Origin of the sequence: Pseudomonas sp. SLBN-26, assembly GCF_006715895.1 — a bacterium.
In the GTDB taxonomy this organism is placed as follows: domain Bacteria; phylum Pseudomonadota; class Gammaproteobacteria; order Pseudomonadales; family Pseudomonadaceae; genus Metapseudomonas; species Metapseudomonas otitidis.
In genome coordinates this window covers 3835582-3851965 of the sequence record NZ_VFOB01000001.1, presented here as the reverse complement: position 1 = coordinate 3851965, position 16384 = coordinate 3835582, and the positions used below count along the sequence as shown (strand labels likewise).

14 protein-coding genes are annotated in these 16384 nt (G+C 67.7%); all 14 read left to right on the top strand.

Annotated features, from left to right (window positions below; genetic code table 11):
- The first annotated feature begins 7 nt into the window (after positions 1–7).
- The 14 genes from FBY21_RS17805 (at position 8) to FBY21_RS17735 (ending at position 16362) form a co-directional block, all read left to right on the top strand.
- Entirely contained in the window at positions 8–1405 is a 1398-nt protein-coding gene (locus FBY21_RS17805; RefSeq protein WP_142012668.1) for an acetyl-CoA carboxylase biotin carboxylase subunit, read from the top strand.
- On the top strand, positions 1395–2273 hold the full coding sequence (locus FBY21_RS17800) for a 5-oxoprolinase subunit B family protein (protein WP_142012666.1): 879 nt from the start codon (positions 1395–1397) through the stop codon (positions 2271–2273). The genes FBY21_RS17805 and FBY21_RS17800 overlap by 11 nt, the downstream gene beginning before the upstream one ends.
- Positions 2266–3240 (top strand): biotin-dependent carboxyltransferase family protein, encoded by a 975-nt coding sequence (locus FBY21_RS17795; protein ID WP_142012664.1) that lies wholly within the window; start codon positions 2266–2268, stop codon positions 3238–3240. Before FBY21_RS17800 ends, FBY21_RS17795 begins: the two co-directional genes overlap by 8 nt.
- A 213-nt stretch (positions 3241–3453) precedes the next feature.
- Entirely contained in the window at positions 3454–4512 is a 1059-nt protein-coding gene (gene bioB / locus FBY21_RS17785) for a biotin synthase BioB (RefSeq protein WP_142012659.1), read from the top strand.
- Between the two features lie 98 nt (positions 4513–4610).
- The gene (bioF, locus tag FBY21_RS17780; protein ID WP_142012657.1) at positions 4611–5792 is read left to right on the top strand and encodes an 8-amino-7-oxononanoate synthase; all 1182 of its coding nucleotides are present in this window, start codon (positions 4611–4613) and stop codon (positions 5790–5792) included.
- Positions 5785–6510: an alpha/beta fold hydrolase gene (locus FBY21_RS17775; RefSeq protein ID WP_142012655.1), complete on the top strand. Its 726-nt coding sequence runs from the start codon at positions 5785–5787 to the stop codon at positions 6508–6510. Before bioF ends, FBY21_RS17775 begins: the two co-directional genes overlap by 8 nt.
- A complete protein-coding gene (bioC, locus tag FBY21_RS17770; RefSeq protein WP_142012653.1) occupies positions 6503–7312 on the top strand; it encodes a malonyl-ACP O-methyltransferase BioC in 810 nt (269 codons plus the stop codon). Before FBY21_RS17775 ends, bioC begins: the two co-directional genes overlap by 8 nt.
- Positions 7313–8002: a dethiobiotin synthase gene (bioD, locus tag FBY21_RS17765; RefSeq protein ID WP_142012651.1), complete on the top strand. Its 690-nt coding sequence runs from the start codon at positions 7313–7315 to the stop codon at positions 8000–8002.
- 90 nt (positions 8003–8092) lie between these two features.
- Positions 8093–8374, top strand: coding sequence for a hypothetical protein (locus FBY21_RS17760; protein WP_142012649.1), 282 nt, complete (start codon positions 8093–8095; stop codon positions 8372–8374).
- A 60-nt stretch (positions 8375–8434) separates the two neighbouring features.
- Positions 8435–9079 carry a putative metalloprotease CJM1_0395 family protein gene (locus FBY21_RS17755; protein WP_142012647.1) on the top strand — a complete coding sequence of 215 codons (645 nt, stop codon included), beginning with the start codon at positions 8435–8437 and terminating at the stop codon, positions 9077–9079.
- A 161-nt stretch (positions 9080–9240) separates the two neighbouring features.
- Positions 9241–11046 (top strand): phenylacyl-CoA dehydrogenase, encoded by a 1806-nt coding sequence (locus FBY21_RS17750; protein ID WP_044411932.1) that lies wholly within the window; start codon positions 9241–9243, stop codon positions 11044–11046.
- A 148-nt stretch (positions 11047–11194) separates the two neighbouring features.
- Positions 11195–12487 carry a sensor domain-containing diguanylate cyclase gene (locus tag FBY21_RS17745; protein WP_232060786.1) on the top strand — a complete coding sequence of 431 codons (1293 nt, stop codon included), beginning with the start codon at positions 11195–11197 and terminating at the stop codon, positions 12485–12487.
- 113 nt (positions 12488–12600) lie between these two features.
- Positions 12601–14394: an acyl-CoA dehydrogenase C-terminal domain-containing protein gene (locus tag FBY21_RS17740; protein WP_142012644.1), complete on the top strand. Its 1794-nt coding sequence runs from the start codon at positions 12601–12603 to the stop codon at positions 14392–14394.
- Between the two features lie 189 nt (positions 14395–14583).
- Entirely contained in the window at positions 14584–16362 is a 1779-nt protein-coding gene (locus tag FBY21_RS17735; protein ID WP_142012642.1) for an acyl-CoA dehydrogenase C-terminal domain-containing protein, read from the top strand.
- The last annotated feature ends 22 nt before the right edge of the window (positions 16363–16384 follow it).

The following is a 16384-nucleotide window of genomic DNA, read 5'->3' as shown; positions in this document are numbered from 1 at the left end:
CTGGCCGATGACCGGTTCGATCCGAAAATTGCTGGTGGCCAACCGCGGCGAGATTGCCGTGCGCATCATCCGTGCGGCCCAGGGCCTGGGCATTCCCACCGTGGCAGCGTGCAGCGAGGCGGATGTCGATGCCTTGCCGGCCCGGCTGGCCGATGAGGTCCGGGTGATCGGCCCGGCGCGAGCCGACCGCAGTTACCTGAACGGCGAGGCGCTGATCGCGGCGGCCCTGGACAGCGGCGCTGATGCCATCCACCCCGGCTATGGCTTTCTCTCGGAGAACGCCGCGTTCGCCCAGGCCGTGGTCGAGGCCGGCCTGGTCTTCGTCGGCCCCGATGCCGCGACGATCCGCCAGATGGGCGACAAGGCCGAGGCCCGGCGCACCGCCAAGGCCGCTGGCGTGCCGGTGGTGCCCGGCTCGCCTGGCGAGCTGGACAGCCTCGAGGCGGCACTCGCCTGCGCCGTCGAGGTGGGTTACCCGTTGCTGATCAAGGCGTCGGCCGGTGGCGGTGGACGAGGCATTCGCATCGCCCACGATGCGGAAGAGCTTGCCCGCGAGTTTCCGCTGGCCCAGCGCGAGGCCCAGGCGGCCTTCGGCTCGGGCGCTGTGTACCTGGAGCGCTTCATCCGCCAGGCGCGGCACATCGAAGTGCAGGTGCTGGGGGATGGTCAGCACGCCGTGCACCTGTTCGAGCGCGAGTGCTCCCTGCAGCGTCGTCGGCAGAAGGTCTTCGAGGAGGCGCCGTCCCCGGCGCTCAGCGAGGCCCAGCGTGCGGCCCTGTGTGAAAGCGCGGTGCGCCTGGCCCGGCAGATCGGCTATCGCGGCGCCGGGACCCTGGAATACCTCTTCGATGCGGTGAGCGGCGAGTTCTTCTTCATCGAGATGAACACCCGCATCCAGGTGGAGCACCCCGTGACCGAGATGGTGACCGGGGTGGACCTGGTGCAGTGGATGCTGCGTATCGCCGGCGGCGAGCCGCTGTCCCTGTCCCAGGAGGCGATCCGCCTGCAGGGCGCCGCCCTGGAGATGCGCATCAATGCCGAAGACCCGGCCCGCAACTTCTTCCCCAGCCCCGGCGTGGTGCAGTCGCTGAGCTGGCCACAGGGGGAGGGCGTGCGCGTGGACAGCCATCTCTTCGAGGGCTACCGGGTGCCCGCCTACTACGACTCGCTGCTGGCCAAGGTGGTGGTGCAGGGCGCCGACCGCAACGAGGCGTTCGCCCGTGCCGAGCAGGCGCTGGCGGCGACCCGCCTGACCGGGATGGCCACCACCCTGCCGCTGCATCGCCTGCTGCTGGCGGACGCCGCCGTACGCGACGGGCAGTTCGATACCGGCACCCTGGAACCCTGGCTCGTCGAGCGTGCCGCCCTGCTGGCCGCTGCCGTGGAGGTCCCCCATGAACACTGAAGCCGTGCGCTACAGCTTCGGCGGAGATGAACACCTGTTCGCCGAAGTGTCCGAATCCATGTCCCTGCCGGCATTCTTCCGCGGCATGGCAATCACCCGCGCCCTGGAGCGCGAGGCCCTGCCCGGGGTGCTGGACATCTGCCTGGCCAACGCCTCATTCCAGGTGCGCTTCAACCCGGATGTGATCGCGCCGGAGGCGCTGCTGGAGCGGGTCCGGCAACTGGAGGCCCAGGCTGTTGCCGAACGCCGCCTGGAGACCCGCATCATCGAGATCCCGGTGCTCTACAACGACCCGTGGACGGCGGAAACCCTGATGCGATTCCGCGATCGCCACCAGGACCCGGCGTCCACCGACCTGGAATACGCCGCGCGCATCAATGGCTATGCCGACGTCCAGGCCTTCATCGAGGCCCACAGCGGCGCGCCCTGGTTCGTCTCCATGGTCGGCTTCGTCGCCGGGCTGCCCTTCATGTACCAGATGGTTGAGCGCGATCGGCAGTTGCAGGTGCCCAAGTACCTGCGCCCGCGCACCGATACGCCCCGGCTCACCCTGGGCCACGGCGGTTGCTTCGGCTGCATCTACTCGGTGCGCGGGGCCGGTGGCTACCAGATGTTCGGCGTGACGCCCGCGCCCATCTACGACCCCGAGCAGCGCCTCGATTACCTGCGGGACTCCATGGTGTTCTTCCGCTCCGGCGACATCGTGCAGTTCAAGGCCATCGACCGCGACGCCTATGACCGGGCGTTGGCCGAGGTCGAGGCAGGAACCTTCAGCCTGCGCATCCGTCCGGTCACCTTCGACCTGGGTGCGTTCATCCAGGACCCACGTGCGTGTACCCAGGCCCTGCAGGAGGTGCTCAATGATTAAGGTGCTGAAACCCGGGCTGGCGACATCGGTCCAGGATGCCGGTCGGGAAGGCCATTACCACCTGGGCATTCCACCCTCCGGCGCGCTCGACCAGTTCGCCCTGCGCGCCGCCAACCTGCTGGTGGGCAATGCGCCCACCGCCGCCCTGCTGGAGTGCACCCTGCTGGGGCCTCAGCTGGAGTTCCAGCGTGACGCCCTGGTCGCCGTCTGCGGCGCGCGCATGACGCCGCGCCTCGACGGTGAGGAAATGCCCCTGGACGCCGCGTTCCGGGTGCGCGCCGGGCAGGTGCTGGGCTTCGACTACCTGAAGGCGGGGGCGCGGGGGTATCTGGCCATCGAGGGCGGCATTGCGGTGCCCGAGGTGCTCGGCAGCCGGTCCACCTATGGCCTCGGGGCGATTGGCGGCCTCGAAGGGCGGCGCCTGGCAGCCGGTGATCAGCTCCCCCTGGGGCCCGCATCGGGACGTGGGCGCGAGGGCATGGCCCTGCCACGCTCGCTGCAGGACGAGGTCGGTGGCGAGATGACGCTGCGGGTGGTGCCAGGCCTTTATGTGCACCGCCTGACGCCGCAGGCGCTGGAGCAGTTCTTCGCCGACACCTGGACGGTGGGCTCCGAGGCCGATCGCACCGGCTACCGCTTCAAGGGCGGGACGCCGCTGGCGTTCGAGCCGCGCGAGCAGCCGTTCGGTGCCGGGTCCGATCCGTCGAACATCGTCGATGCCTGCTACCCCATCGGCTCCATCCAGGTGCCCGGCGGCCTGGAACCCATCATCCTGCACCGCGACGCCGTTTCCGGCGGGGGCTATGCCACCATCGGCACGGTCATCAGCCCGGACCTGGATCGCATGGCGCAGATGCAGCCGAACCAGAAGGCGCGCTTCGTCGCCGTCGACCTCGAGGAGGCCCTGGCCATCCGGCGCCAGTACAACCAGCGGTTGGAGCGCTTGCAGCGGTTCTTCCTCGACTGATCCTCACGGCCGCCCTCACCCGTGAACCGCCCCGATCCTTCGAGAGGGGCGGTTTTCTTTTGTTCATAAAATGCACAGTTGTAAACCTGTGTCCCGAATCTGGTTGACAGCGTCGAACCCGAAATTAAGATGCCCCTTAGCCTGAACGCCCGGTCTATCGGTCCGGGCCACTCCGACAAGAGGCGCCATCCAAGCGTCGTAGGAACCCTTCCCATGAGTGCAACCGCCGCCATCGCTACCCGCCACGACTGGACCCTCGCCGAGGTGAAGGCGCTGTTCCAGCAGCCGTTCAACGACCTGCTGTTCCAGGCCCAGACCGTGCACCGCGCGCACTTCGACCCGAACCGCGTTCAGGTCTCCACCCTGCTCTCCATCAAGACCGGCGCCTGCCCGGAAGACTGCAAGTACTGCCCGCAGTCCGGCCACTACAACACCGGCCTGGACAAGGAAAAGCTGATGGAGGTGCAGAAGGTGCTGGAGGCGGCCGCCGAGGCCAAGGCCATCGGCTCGACCCGCTTCTGCATGGGCGCGGCATGGAAGCACCCCTCGGCCAAGGACATGCCCTACGTGCTGGAGATGGTGAAGGGCGTGAAGAAGCTCGGCCTGGAGACCTGCATGACCCTCGGCCGCCTGGACCAGGAGCAGACCCGGGCGCTGGCGGATGCCGGCCTGGACTACTACAACCACAACCTGGATACCTCGCCGGAGTTCTACGGCAACATCATCACCACCCGCACCTACAGCGAGCGCCTGCAGACGCTGGCCTACGTGCGCGAAGCGGGGATGAAGATCTGCTCCGGCGGCATCCTCGGCATGGGCGAGTCGCTGGACGACCGCGCCGGCCTGCTGATCCAGCTGGCCAACCTGCCGGAGCATCCCGAGTCGGTGCCGATCAACATGCTGGTGAAGGTCAAGGGCACGCCCCTGGCCGAGGAACAGGACGTCGACCCGTTCGACTTCATCCGCACCCTGGCGGTGGCGCGGATCATGATGCCCCAGTCCCACGTGCGGCTGTCTGCCGGGCGTGAGCAGATGAACGATCAGATGCAGGCCCTGGCCTTCATGGCCGGCGCCAACTCGATCTTCTACGGCGAGAAGCTGCTGACCACCGCCAACCCCCAGGCGGACAAGGACATGCAGCTGTTCGCCCGCCTCGGCATCAAGCCCGAGGAGCGCGAGGAACACGCCGACGAGGTGCACCAGGCCGCCATCGAGCAGGCCCTGGTGGAGCAGCGCGATTCGCAGCTGTTCTACAACGCCGCCTCGGCCTGACGTTCGCCCGGTGGCGGGTGCTCGCGCCCGCCACCCCGTGCAACCCGATTCCCCGTAAGGCAGGTGTGCCGCCTGCCCGCTGCCGGTGAGCCATTGCGATGCCTTTCGATCTCGCCTCCCGCCTTGCCGCCCGCCGTGCGGAAAACCTCTACCGCCAACGCCCGCTGCTGGAAACGCCCCAGGGGCCCGAGGTGATTGTGGATGGCCGGCCGATGCTGGCCTTCTGTTCCAACGACTACCTGGGCCTGGCCGACCACCCCGAGGTGAAGGCCGCCTTCATGCGCGGTGTCGAGCGCTGGGGCGCGGGCGGCGGCGCCTCGCACCTGGTGATCGGCCACAGTGGCCCGCACCACGATCTGGAGCTGGCCCTGGCCGAGTTCACCGGGCGGCCGCGGGCGCTGCTGTTCTCCACCGGCTACATGGCCAACCTGGGCGCCGTGACTGCGCTGGTGGGCAAGGGCGACACCGTGCTGGAGGACCGCCTCAACCACGCGTCGCTGCTGGACGCCGGGCTGCTCTCCGGGGCGCGCTTCTCCCGCTACCTGCACAACGACGTCGCCAGCCTGGAGGGCCGGCTGGACAAGGCTGAGGGCAACACCCTGGTGGTGACCGACGGTGTGTTCAGCATGGACGGTGACCTGGCCGACCTGCCCGGCCTGTGTGCCGCGGCCCGCGCCCGGGGTGCCTGGGTGATGGTGGACGACGCCCACGGCTTCGGGCCCCTTGGTGCCCAGGGCGGCGGCATCGTCGAGCACTTCGGCCTGGGCCTGGAGGACGTGCCCGTGCTGGTGGGCACCCTGGGCAAGGGCTTCGGCACCGCCGGTGCCTTCGTGGCCGGCAGCGACGATCTGATCGAGAGCCTGATCCAGTTCGCCCGGCCCTACATCTACACCACCAGCCAGCCGCCGGCGGTGGCTTGCGCGACCCTGAAAAGCCTGGAGTTGCTGCAGCGCGAGCATTGGCGCCGCGAGCACCTGGATGCGCTGATCCGCCGCTTCCGCGAGGGCGCCGCCGAGATCGGCCTGGACCTGATGGACAGCCCCACGCCGATCCAGCCGATCCTGGTGGGTGACAGCGCCCGTGCGCTGCGGCTGTCGGCCCTGCTGCGCGAGCGCGGGCTGCTGGTCGGCGCGATCCGCCCGCCCACGGTGCCGGTCGGTGCCGCGCGCCTGCGGGTGACGCTCAGTGCCGCCCACAGCGAGGCGCAGGTGGAACGTCTGCTGGTGGCGTTGTCCGAAAGCTGGAAGCTGCTGGCCGAAGAAGGACAACCCGATGCGTGACCGACTGATCCTCATCCCCGGCTGGGCCCTGGGCCCGGCTGCACTCGAACCCCTGCGCGACGCCCTGGCCGAGCGCGCCCCGCACCTGGCGGTGCAGATCCAGCCGTTGCCGGAGCTGGACGACCCGGCCGCCTGGCTCGACGAGCTGGATGCACGCCTGCCCGGCGACAGCTGGCTGGCGGGCTGGTCCCTGGGCGGCATGCTGGCCGCCGAGCTGGCCGCGCGGCGGGATACGCACTGCCGGGGCCTGATCGGGCTGGCCGCCAATGCCTGCTTCCGCGCCCGCGACGATTGGCCGAGCGCCATGCGCGCCGATGTGTTCGGTGACTTCCAGGAGGCTTTCGGGCTCGACCCGGAGCTGACCCTCAAGCGCTTCCGCCTGCTGGTCAGCCAGGGCGCGCGGGACCCGCGCACTTTGGCGCGGCAGCTGCAGGTGACGCAGCCGGCCACCGAGCCGACGATCCTCGCGGCCGGCCTGCAGCTGCTGGCCGAGCTGGATACCCGCGCGGCCCTGGGCCGCTTCACCGGGCCGCAACTGCACCTGTTCGCCGGGCGCGACACCCTGGTGCCCGCCTCGGCGGCGGATGCCCTGCTGGAGGAGCTGCCGGATGTGGAGGTATCGGTGATCCCCGAGGCCAGCCACGGCTTGCCGGTGGAGTGCGCGGATGCCGTTGCGGCGGCGATGCTGGCGTTCATGTTCGAAGGTGACGATGTCTGAATTCCCCGTACCACCCGTGCCCGGCCTGCCGGACAAGCGCCAGGTGGCGGCGTCCTTCTCCCGCGCCGCCGCCAGCTACGACGCCGTGGCTGGCCTGCAGCGCCAGGTCGGTGCCGACTTGCTGGCGAGCCTGCCGGATGGCTTCGAACCACAGCGCTGGCTCGACCTGGGCTGCGGGACGGGGCACTTCTCCCGCCAGTTGGCGGAGCGCTTCCCTCGTGCCCTGGGCCTGGCCCTGGACCTGGCCGAGGGCATGCTCCAGCACGCTCGCCCGTTGGGTGGAGCAGCGCATTTCATCGCCGGTGACGCCGAGCACCTGCCGCTGGTCGATGCCAGCCTTGACCTGGTGTTCAGCAGCCTCGCCGTGCAGTGGTGCGAGGACTTCCCGGCGGTGCTGGCAGAGGCACGGCGGGTGCTTCGCCCCGGTGGCCTGCTGGTGTTCAGCAGCCTCTGCGTCGGCACCCTGCAGGAGCTGCGCGACAGCTGGCGCGAAGTGGACGGCTTCACTCACGTGAACCGCTTCCGCGCCTTCACCCACTACCAGGCGCTGTGCGCCGACAGCGGGTTGCAGGTGCTGCAACTGGAGCGCCGTCCCCACGTGCTGCACTTCCCCGACCTGCGCCAGCTGACCCACGAGCTGAAGGCACTGGGGGCTCACAACCTCAACCCTGGGCGCCCCGGCGGCCTGACCGGGCGAGCCCGCATGCGGGCGCTGGTCGATGCCTACGAACAGCGGCGCGAGGCCCTGGGGTTGCCGGCGACCTACCAGGTCGTCCACGGCCTGCTACGCAAGGAGACCTGAATGGGCGCTGCCTTTTTCGTCACCGGGACCGATACCGAGATCGGCAAGACCACCATCGCCTGCGGCCTGCTCCAGGCCGCCCGCAATGCCGGGCTGAGCACCGCCGCCGCCAAGCCGGTGGCCTCCGGCTGCGAGCGGACCGCCGAGGGGCTGCGCAACAGCGATGCCCTCGGCCTGCTGGCGGGCTGCAGCCTGCCGCTGCGTTATGAGGAGGTGAATCCCTTCGCCTTCGAACCGGCCATCGCACCGCATCTGGCGGCACGTGAGGCGGGGGGGCAGCTGGATGTCGAAGCGCTGGCAGGGCCGGTCAACGCGGTGCTGGCGCGCAACGCCGACTTCACTTTGGTGGAGGGGGCCGGTGGCTGGCGCGTGCCCCTGGCGGGTGGGGAGAACCTGTCTGACCTGGCGGTGCGCCTGGGCCTGCCGGTCATCCTGGTGGTGGGCGTGCGCCTGGGGTGCATCAACCACGCCGTACTGAGTGCCGAGGCGATCCAGCGGGACGGCCTGGTGCTGGCAGGCTGGGTGGCCAACATCGTCGACCCGGCCACTTCGCGGCTGGAGGAGAACCTCGCGACCCTCGCCGAGCGCCTGCCGGCGCCGTGCCTTGGGCGCGTGCCGCGCCTTGAGGTGCCGTCAGCCGAGGCCGTCGCCGCGCATCTGGAACTGCATCCGCTGAAGCTGCCGCTATAAGCCGTCGGTCGTCCATCGCGTTTTGTTTGTACGTTTTTTAAGCGGCATCTGCTTCAATTACGACGTGGTTCCCCTGGTTCGAGGTTGACGATGGAAATCTCAGGCAGTGCATTCAGCTACGGGCTCAACGCCTTGCAGTCCGGTCAGCAGCGTATCGACAAGGCCGCGTCGGATATCGCCAGCGCGCCGGTCCAGCGTTCGACCGATGCCCAGGCTGCGCGTACCGATGGTGATTCGGATGACCGCAGCAACGCCGACCTGGCTTCCAACCTGGTGGACCTGGACGTCGGCAAGTACCAGGCCCTGGCAGGCGCGAAGGTCGTGAAAACGGCCGACGAACTGCTTGGCACCCTGGTCGATACCAAGGCCTGAGCCCGGTCTCTCCATCTTCGCGGCGGAGGCCTGTGAGCGGGCTCAGGCGCGGAGGGCCTTATGCGGATCGGCAGTCTCGCTCTCGATCCCCTCGTCAGCATCACGCGCTCCCGTGCGTCGTCAGGGGCGGCGGGTGCTTCTCCATCGACTGCCCTCGAAACCCCCGGCCGTTCTTCTGGCACCTCTTCACGTTCGTCTGAGCAGGGTTCATCCAGCAAAAGCACCGAGCTGAGCCAGGAAGACCAGCAGCGCGTCGCCGAGCTGGTCAGTACCGATCGCAAGGTCCGTGCCCACGAGCAGGCACATGCCTCGGTTGGTGGCCGCTATGCCAGCGCCCCCAGCTATGACTTCGAACGCGGCCCCGACGGCCTCGACTATGCGGTCAGTGGTGAGGTCAGCATCGATGCCAGCCCGGTGGCCGATGACCCCGAGGCCACCCTCGTCAAGATGGATATCGTGCAGCGCGCGGCCCTCGCACCTGCCGACCCGTCCGCACAGGACCGCCAGGTGGCGGCACGGGCTGCCGGCCATGCCGCCGAGGCTCGGGTTGAGCTCGCCCGGCTGCGCCTGGAAGAGGCAAACGGTGAGCGCGATGCCAACGCGACGCAGCCCTCCAGCACGGCCAATGCCCCCAGCGACCTGAGTCTCTACGCACAAATTGCCCAACCGGAACAGAGCCCGCCCCTGCTGGACACCCGTGCCTGACGGCACCGCGTGGATGCTTGACAAGGGTCTGTGCGAAACGTATGTTTCAAACACCTGTTTGATTGCGGGCGGCACCCTGCAGCCGGCAACGACTACCGTGAAGTTGTAAGCGACCGATTCACCGGTCACCTAACTAGGAACCACCGTAGAGGTTTACCGCTATGCCTGATTACAAGGCCCCCTTGCGTGATATCCGCTTCGTTCGCGATGAACTGCTTGGCTACGAAGCGCACTATCAGAGCCTGCCTGGCTGCCAGGACGCCACCCCGGACATGGTCGACGCCATCCTCGAGGAAGGCGCCAAGTTCTGTGAGCAGGTGATCGCTCCGCTGAACCGCGTCGGTGATACCGAAGGCTGCACGTGGTCCGCCGAGGGCGTTAAGACCCCGACCGGTTTCAAGGAAGCCTACAAGCAGTTCGTCGAAGGCGGCTGGCCGAGCCTGGCCCACAACGTCGAGCACGGCGGCCAAGGCCTGCCGGAGTCCCTGGGCCTGGCCATCAGCGAGATGGTCGGTGAAGCCAACTGGGCGTGGGGCATGTACCCCGGCCTGTCCCACGGCGCGATGAACACCATCGAGCAGCATGGCACCGACGAGCAGAAGCACACCTACCTGACCAAGCTGGTTTCCGGTGAGTGGACCGGCACCATGTGCCTGACCGAGCCGCATTGCGGCACCGACCTGGGCATGCTGCGCACCAAGGCCGAGCCCCAGGCCGATGGCACCTACAAGGTGTCCGGCACCAAGATCTTCATCTCCGCTGGCGAACACGACATGGCCGACAACATCGTCCACATCGTGCTGGCCCGCCTGCCCGATGCCCCTGCGGGCACCAAGGGCATCTCCCTGTTCATCGTGCCGAAGTTCATGCCGACCGCCGAAGGCGGCGTCGGTGCGCGCAACGCCGTGACCTGCGGTTCCATCGAGCACAAGATGGGCATCCACGGCAACGCCACCTGCGTGATGAACTTCGACGGCGCCACCGGCTTCCTGATCGGCCCGGCGAACAAAGGCCTGAACTGCATGTTCACCTTCATGAACACCGCTCGCCTGGGCACCGCGCTGCAAGGCCTGGCCCACGCCGAGATCGGTTTCCAGGGTGGCATCAAGTACGCCCGCGAGCGTCTGCAGATGCGTTCCCTGACAGGCCCGAAAGCGCCGGACAAGGCCGCTGACCCGATCATCGTCCACCCGGACGTGCGTCGCATGCTGCTGACCATGAAGGCCTTCGCCGAAGGCAACCGCGCCATGGTGTACTTCACCGCCAAGCAGGTGGACATCGTCAAGTACAGCCAGGACGAGGAAGAGAAGAAAGCCGCTGATTCCCTGCTGGCTTTCCTGACCCCCATCGCCAAGGCCTTCATGACCGAAGTCGGCTTCGAAGCCGCCTCCCACGGCATGCAGATCTACGGTGGCCACGGCTTCATCAGCGAGTGGGGCATGGAGCAGAACCTGCGTGACTGCCGCATCTCCATGATGTACGAGGGCACCACCGGCGTTCAGGCGCTCGACCTGCTGGGCCGCAAGATCCTCATGACCCAGGGCGAAGCGCTGAAAGGCTTCACCAAGATCGTCCACAAGTTCTGCCAGGCCAACGAGAGCAACGAAGCCGTCAAGGAATTCGTCGAGCCGCTGGCCAAGCTGAACAAGGAGTGGGGCGAGGTCACCATGAAGGTCGGCATGGCCGCCATGAAGGACCGCGAGGAAGTCGGTGCCGCTTCGGTGGACTACCTGATGTACTCCGGCTACGCCTGCCTGGCCTACTTCTGGGCCGACATGGCTCGCCTGGCTGCCGAGAAACTGGCTGCCGGCGAAGGCGACGCCGCCTTCTACAAGGCCAAGCTGCAGACCGCGCGCTTCTACTTCAAGCGCATCCTGCCGCGTACCCGCACCCACGTGGAAACCATGCTGTCCGGCGCCAGCAACCTCATGGACCTGGCCGAAGAAGACTTCGCCCTGGGCTACTGAGTTCTGCGCGTCTAGAAGGAGCCCGCCTCTCGGCGGGCTTCTTCATTTCCGGTCCCCTGCCGGGCACCGTGCGTCGTCCGGCTGAGTGCCAGTGATCGGCGGAAGTGCCATCATATGGCCTGCTTTCCAACCAGTCGGACCCAGACGCGTGCGGACACTCCCGTCATTCCGCTTCAGCCATTTCCTGCCGCCGCTGGCCCTGGTGCTCGGCGGTGCGGTGGCGGGGACCCTGGCGGACATGAACGAGTTCTTCGTCTCCCTGTTCAACGTCCTGCCCACCCTGCTGCTGTTGCTAGGCGGCTCGTTCTGCGCCGCCTATGGGCGCCTTCGCCAGCTCTTCCTGCTGGCCTCGATCTACATCGGCTACTACCTGCTGGACACCCAGGTCGACTACTTCCAGGCCGAGCGCGTGGTGCGGGAGGATGCGGCCCTGGTGTTCCACCTCACCAGCCTGGTGCTGCCGCTGCTGTTCGGCCTGTTCGGCTGCTGGCAGGAACGCACCCACCTGCTGCAGGACTTCGTCGCCCGCAGCGCTGTCCTGCTGGCCACCCTCGGCGTGGTCATGGCCCTGGGGCGGAGCTACCCCGAGGCGATGCTGGCCTTCGTCACCCCCGTGCGCTGGCCGCTGCTGCACGGCAGCTGGATGAGCCTGGTGCAGCTCTCCTACTTCGCCTTCGTCATCGCCCTGCTGGCCCTCGGCATCGCCTACCTGCGCCAGCCCCGGCCGCAGCACGCCGCACAGGTGATCGCCCTGGCGGGGCTCTGGTGGATGCTGCCGAAGGTGTTCATCCTGCCCCACGCCCTGCATGCGATGACCAGCCTGACCATGCTCGCCCTGACCGCCTCGGTGGCCCACGAGGCCTACCAGATGGCCTTCCGCGACGAACTGACCGGCCTGCCGGGGCGTCGCGCGCTCAACGAACGGCTGCAGCGGTTGGGGCGCAACTACGTGCTGGCCATGACCGACGTGGACCACTTCAAGAAGTTCAACGACACCTACGGCCACGACGTCGGCGACCAGGTGCTGCGCATGGTCGCCAGCCAACTGCGGCGGGTCGGCGGGGGCGGCAAGGCCTACCGCTACGGCGGCGAGGAATTCACCATCGTCTTCGCCGGCAAGAGCATGGAAGAATGCCAGCCCCACCTGGAGGCCGTGCGCGAGGCCATCGAGCGTTATGCCCTGCACCTGCGTGACCGCGACAGCCGGCCGAAGAACGACCAGCAGGGCCGTGCCAAGCGCGGTGCGGCGGCGGCCCAGAGCGTCTCGGTGACCATCAGCATCGGCGTGGCCGAACGCGACGCTGAGCAGCGCACCCCGGAAGAGGTGATCAAGGCCGCCGACCAGGCGCTGTACAGCGCCAAGAGCGCCGGGCGCAACCGCGTCTTCCTCCACGGCCAGGCGCGTCGGGGCGCCGTGCGGGTGCGCCAGCCGGCCACCTGAACGGCCGGTTATGGCGCTGCATTCAGCGCCCGCAGCGTCGTTGTCGAGGGGGCGCCCAGCCTTTAGGGTCCGGAGATTGGCGCCGAGCCTGGCGCAGCCAAGGAGACCCTGCCATGCCCGAGTACAAGGCCCCCCTGCGCGACATGCGCTTCCTCACCGACGAGCTGTTCGACTTCCCCGCCACCTACACCGCCATCGGCGCCAGCGATGCCAGCCCCGACATGGTCGCCGCGATCCTCGAAGAAGGCGCCAAGTTCTGCGAGCAGGTGCTCTCGCCGCTGAACCGCTCCGGTGACGAAGAGGAATGCCAGTGGAAGGATGGCGTGGTCACCACACCCAAGGGCTTCAAGGAAGCCTTCTCCCAGTACGTCGAGGGCGGCTGGAACGGTCTCTCCGCCGATCCCACCTACGGTGGCCAGGGCCTGCCGCACTCCCTCGGGCTGATCGTTAGCGAGATGGTCGCCTCGGCCAACCAGTCCTGGGCCATGTACCCGGGCCTGACCCATGGCGCCATGTCCGCCATCCATGCCCACGGCAGCGAAGAACAGAAACAGACCTACCTGACCCGCCTCACCGAAGGCCGCTGGACCGGCACCATGTGCCTCACCGAGCCCCACTGCGGCACCGACCTCGGCATCATCAAGACCCGCGCCGTGCCCCAGGCCGATGGCAGCTATGCCATCTCCGGCACCAAGATCTTCATCTCCGCCGGCGAGCACGACATGAGCGAGAACATCGTTCACCTCGTCCTGGCCAAGCTGCCCGACGCCCCCGCCGGCACCAAGGGCATCTCCCTGTTCATCGTGCCCAAGTTCCTGCCCCGAGGAGACGGCATCGGCGAGCGCAACGCCGTGTCTTGCGGCTCCATCGAACACAAGATGGGCATCAAGGCCTCCGCCACCTGCGTGATGAACTTCGACAGCGCCACCGGCTTCCTCATCGGCGAGGCCAACAAGGGCCTGAACTGCATGTTCACCATGATGAACCACGCCCGCCTGGGCACCGGCATGCAGGGCCTCTGCCTCGGCGAGGCCAGCTACCAGGGTGCCGTGCGCTACGCCACCGAACGCCTGCAGATGCGCGCCCTGACCGGGCCCAAGGCGCCGGACAAGCCCGCCGACCCGATCATCGTCCACCCGGACGTGCGCCGCATGCTGCTGACCATGCGCGCCTTCAACGAGGGCAACCGCGCCCTGGCGTACTTCACGGCCCAGCAACTGGACATCGCCCACGGCGCCGAAAGCGCCGAGGAGCGCGAGCAGGCCGAGAACCTGCTGGCCTTCCTCACCCCCATCTGCAAGGCCTTCATGACCGAGACCGGCCTCGAAGCCACCAACCTCGGCATGCAGGTGTTCGGCGGCCACGGCTACATCCGCGAGTGGGGCATGGAGCAACTGGTGCGCGACTGCCGCATCGCCCCCATCTACGAGGGCACCAACGGCATCCAGGCCCTCGACCTGCTGGGCCGCAAGGTCCTGGGCAGCCAGGGCAAGCTGCTGATGGGCTTCACCAAGCGTGTCCACCAGTTCTGCCAGGCCCAGGCCGAGCACCCGCAACTCAAGGCCCAGGTGGCGCAACTGGCCGACCTCAATCGCCAATGGGGCGAACTGACCCAACGCATCGGCATGGCGGCGTTGAAGAACCCCGACGAAGTCGGCGCCGCCTCCGTGGACTACCTGATGTACAGCGGCTACATCGTGCTGGCCTACTTCTGGCTGCAGATGGCGGTGGTCGCTCGCCAACAGCTGGACGCCGGCACCGGCGAAGCCGCCTTCTACGAAGCGAAGCTGCTCACCTGCGACTTCTACTTCAAGCGCTTGCTGCCCCGTACCGCCGCCCACAAGGCCGCCGCAGAAGCCGGCAGCGACTGCCTGATGGCCCTCTCCGCCGAGCAGTTCGCCCTCTGACGGCCTATCGTCAGAACGACCGGGCCCGCCGCGTGCGGGCCTTTTCACAAGGGGCAATTTGTGTGACCCGTATATTTTATATGGTCACACACTGACCCTATGTGTCTGTCGAGTTGTTCGGATACACTGCCGGCCTGTTCCGTGAAACCGGCCTGACCGGCCACCTGAGAGTTCCTGCGAGGTTTGCACATGGCTGACTACAAAGCGCCCCTGCGCGATATGCGCTTCGTCCTCAATGAAGTCTTCGACGTCGCCAAGCTCTGGTCCGAAATGCCAGCCCTGGCCGAGGTGGTCGATGCCGATACCGCGTCGGCGATCCTGGAAGAGGCCGGCAAGGTCACCAGCGGCGTCATCGCGCCGCTGAACCGTTCCGGCGACGAAGAAGGTTGCCAGTGGAACGACGGCCGCGTGAGCACCCCGGCCGGCTTCCCCGAGGCCTACCGCACCTACGCCGAAGGCGGCTGGGTCGGCGTCGGTGGCGATCCGGTGTTCGGTGGCATGGGCATGCCCAAGGTCATCTCCGCCCAGGTGGAAGAGATGGTGAACTCCGCCAACCTGTCCTTCGGCCTCTACCCGATGCTGACCGCCGGTGCCTGCCTCTCCATCAACGCCCACGCCAGCGAAGAGCTGAAGCAGAAGTACCTGCCGAACATGTACGCCGGCACCTGGGCAGGCTCCATGTGCCTCACCGAGCCCCATGCCGGTACCGACCTCGGCATCATCCGCACCAAGGCCGAACCCCAGGCCGACGGCAGCTTCAAGATCACCGGCACCAAGATTTTCATCACCGGTGGCGAGCACGACCTGACCGAGAACATCATCCACCTGGTGCTCGCCAAGCTCCCCGACGCACCGGCCGGTCCCAAGGGCATCTCCCTGTTCCTGGTGCCCAAGGTGCTGGTGAACGAAGACGGCTCCCTGGGCGAGAAGAACAGCCTGTCCTGCGGCTCCATCGAGCACAAGATGGGCATCAAGGCCTCCGCCACCTGCGTGATGAACTTCGACGGCGCCACCGGCTGGATCGTCGATGCACCGAACAAGGGCCTGGCCGCGATGTTCACCATGATGAACTACGAGCGCCTGGGCGTCGGCATCCAGGGCCTGGCCACCGGCGAGCGTTCCTACCAGAGCGCCATCGAGTACGCCCGCGAGCGTATCCAGAGCCGCGCCCCGACCGGCCCGGTCGCCAAGGACAAGGCCGCCGACCCGATCATCGTCCACCCGGACGTGCGCCGCATGCTGCTGACCATGAAGGCCTTCAACGAAGGTGGCCGTGCGTTCTCCAGCTACGTGGCCCTGCAACTGGACACCGCCAAGTACAGCGAGGACCCGGTGGTGCGCAAGCGCGCCGAGGAACTGGTCGCCCTGCTCACCCCGGTGGCCAAGGCCTTCCTGACCGACCTCGGCCTGGAAACCACCGTCCACGGCCAGCAGGTCTTCGGCGGCCACGGCTTCATCCGCGAGTGGGGCCAGGAGCAACTGGTACGCGACTGCCGCATCACCCAGATCTACGAAGGCACCAACGGCATCCAGGCCCTGGACCTCGCCGGCCGCAAGGTGGTGGGCAGCGGCGGTGCGTTCTACAAGCACTTCGCCGACGAGGTGAAGGCCTTCGCCAGCGGCGCGTCGGCCGAACTGGCCGAGTTCACCGAGCCGCTGAAGGCCGCCATCGCCAACCTGGACGACCTCACCGCCTGGCTGCTGGAAAGCGCCAAGACCAACCCCAACGAGATCGGCGCCGCTTCCGTGGAGTACCTCCAGGTCTTCGGCTACACCGCCTATGCCTACATGTGGGCACTGATGGCCCGCGCCTCCCTCGGCAAGGAAGGCCAGGACGAGTTCTACGCCAGCAAGCTCGGCACCGCGCGCTTCTACTTCGCCCGCCTGCTGCCGCGCATCCACTCCCTGACCGCCTCGGTCAAGGCCGGCAGCGACTCGCTCTACCTGCTGGACGCCGCGCAGTTCTAAGGCGCAGCGTGAATGAGGAAGC

Coding starts and splice junctions, on each gene's coding strand:
- FBY21_RS17805 (WP_142012668.1), top strand. CDS start 8: ATGACCGGTTCGATCCGAAAATTGCTGGTGGCCAACCGCGGCGAGATT.
- FBY21_RS17800 (WP_142012666.1), top strand. CDS start 1,395: ATGAACACTGAAGCCGTGCGCTACAGCTTCGGCGGAGATGAACACCTG.
- FBY21_RS17795 (WP_142012664.1), top strand. CDS start 2,266: ATGATTAAGGTGCTGAAACCCGGGCTGGCGACATCGGTCCAGGATGCC.
- bioB (WP_142012659.1), top strand. CDS start 3,454: ATGAGTGCAACCGCCGCCATCGCTACCCGCCACGACTGGACCCTCGCC.
- bioF (WP_142012657.1), top strand. CDS start 4,611: ATGCCTTTCGATCTCGCCTCCCGCCTTGCCGCCCGCCGTGCGGAAAAC.
- FBY21_RS17775 (WP_142012655.1), top strand. CDS start 5,785: ATGCGTGACCGACTGATCCTCATCCCCGGCTGGGCCCTGGGCCCGGCT.
- bioC (WP_142012653.1), top strand. CDS start 6,503: ATGTCTGAATTCCCCGTACCACCCGTGCCCGGCCTGCCGGACAAGCGC.
- bioD (WP_142012651.1), top strand. CDS start 7,313: ATGGGCGCTGCCTTTTTCGTCACCGGGACCGATACCGAGATCGGCAAG.
- FBY21_RS17760 (WP_142012649.1), top strand. CDS start 8,093: ATGGAAATCTCAGGCAGTGCATTCAGCTACGGGCTCAACGCCTTGCAG.
- FBY21_RS17755 (WP_142012647.1), top strand. CDS start 8,435: ATGCGGATCGGCAGTCTCGCTCTCGATCCCCTCGTCAGCATCACGCGC.
- FBY21_RS17750 (WP_044411932.1), top strand. CDS start 9,241: ATGCCTGATTACAAGGCCCCCTTGCGTGATATCCGCTTCGTTCGCGAT.
- FBY21_RS17740 (WP_142012644.1), top strand. CDS start 12,601: ATGCCCGAGTACAAGGCCCCCCTGCGCGACATGCGCTTCCTCACCGAC.
- FBY21_RS17735 (WP_142012642.1), top strand. CDS start 14,584: ATGGCTGACTACAAAGCGCCCCTGCGCGATATGCGCTTCGTCCTCAAT.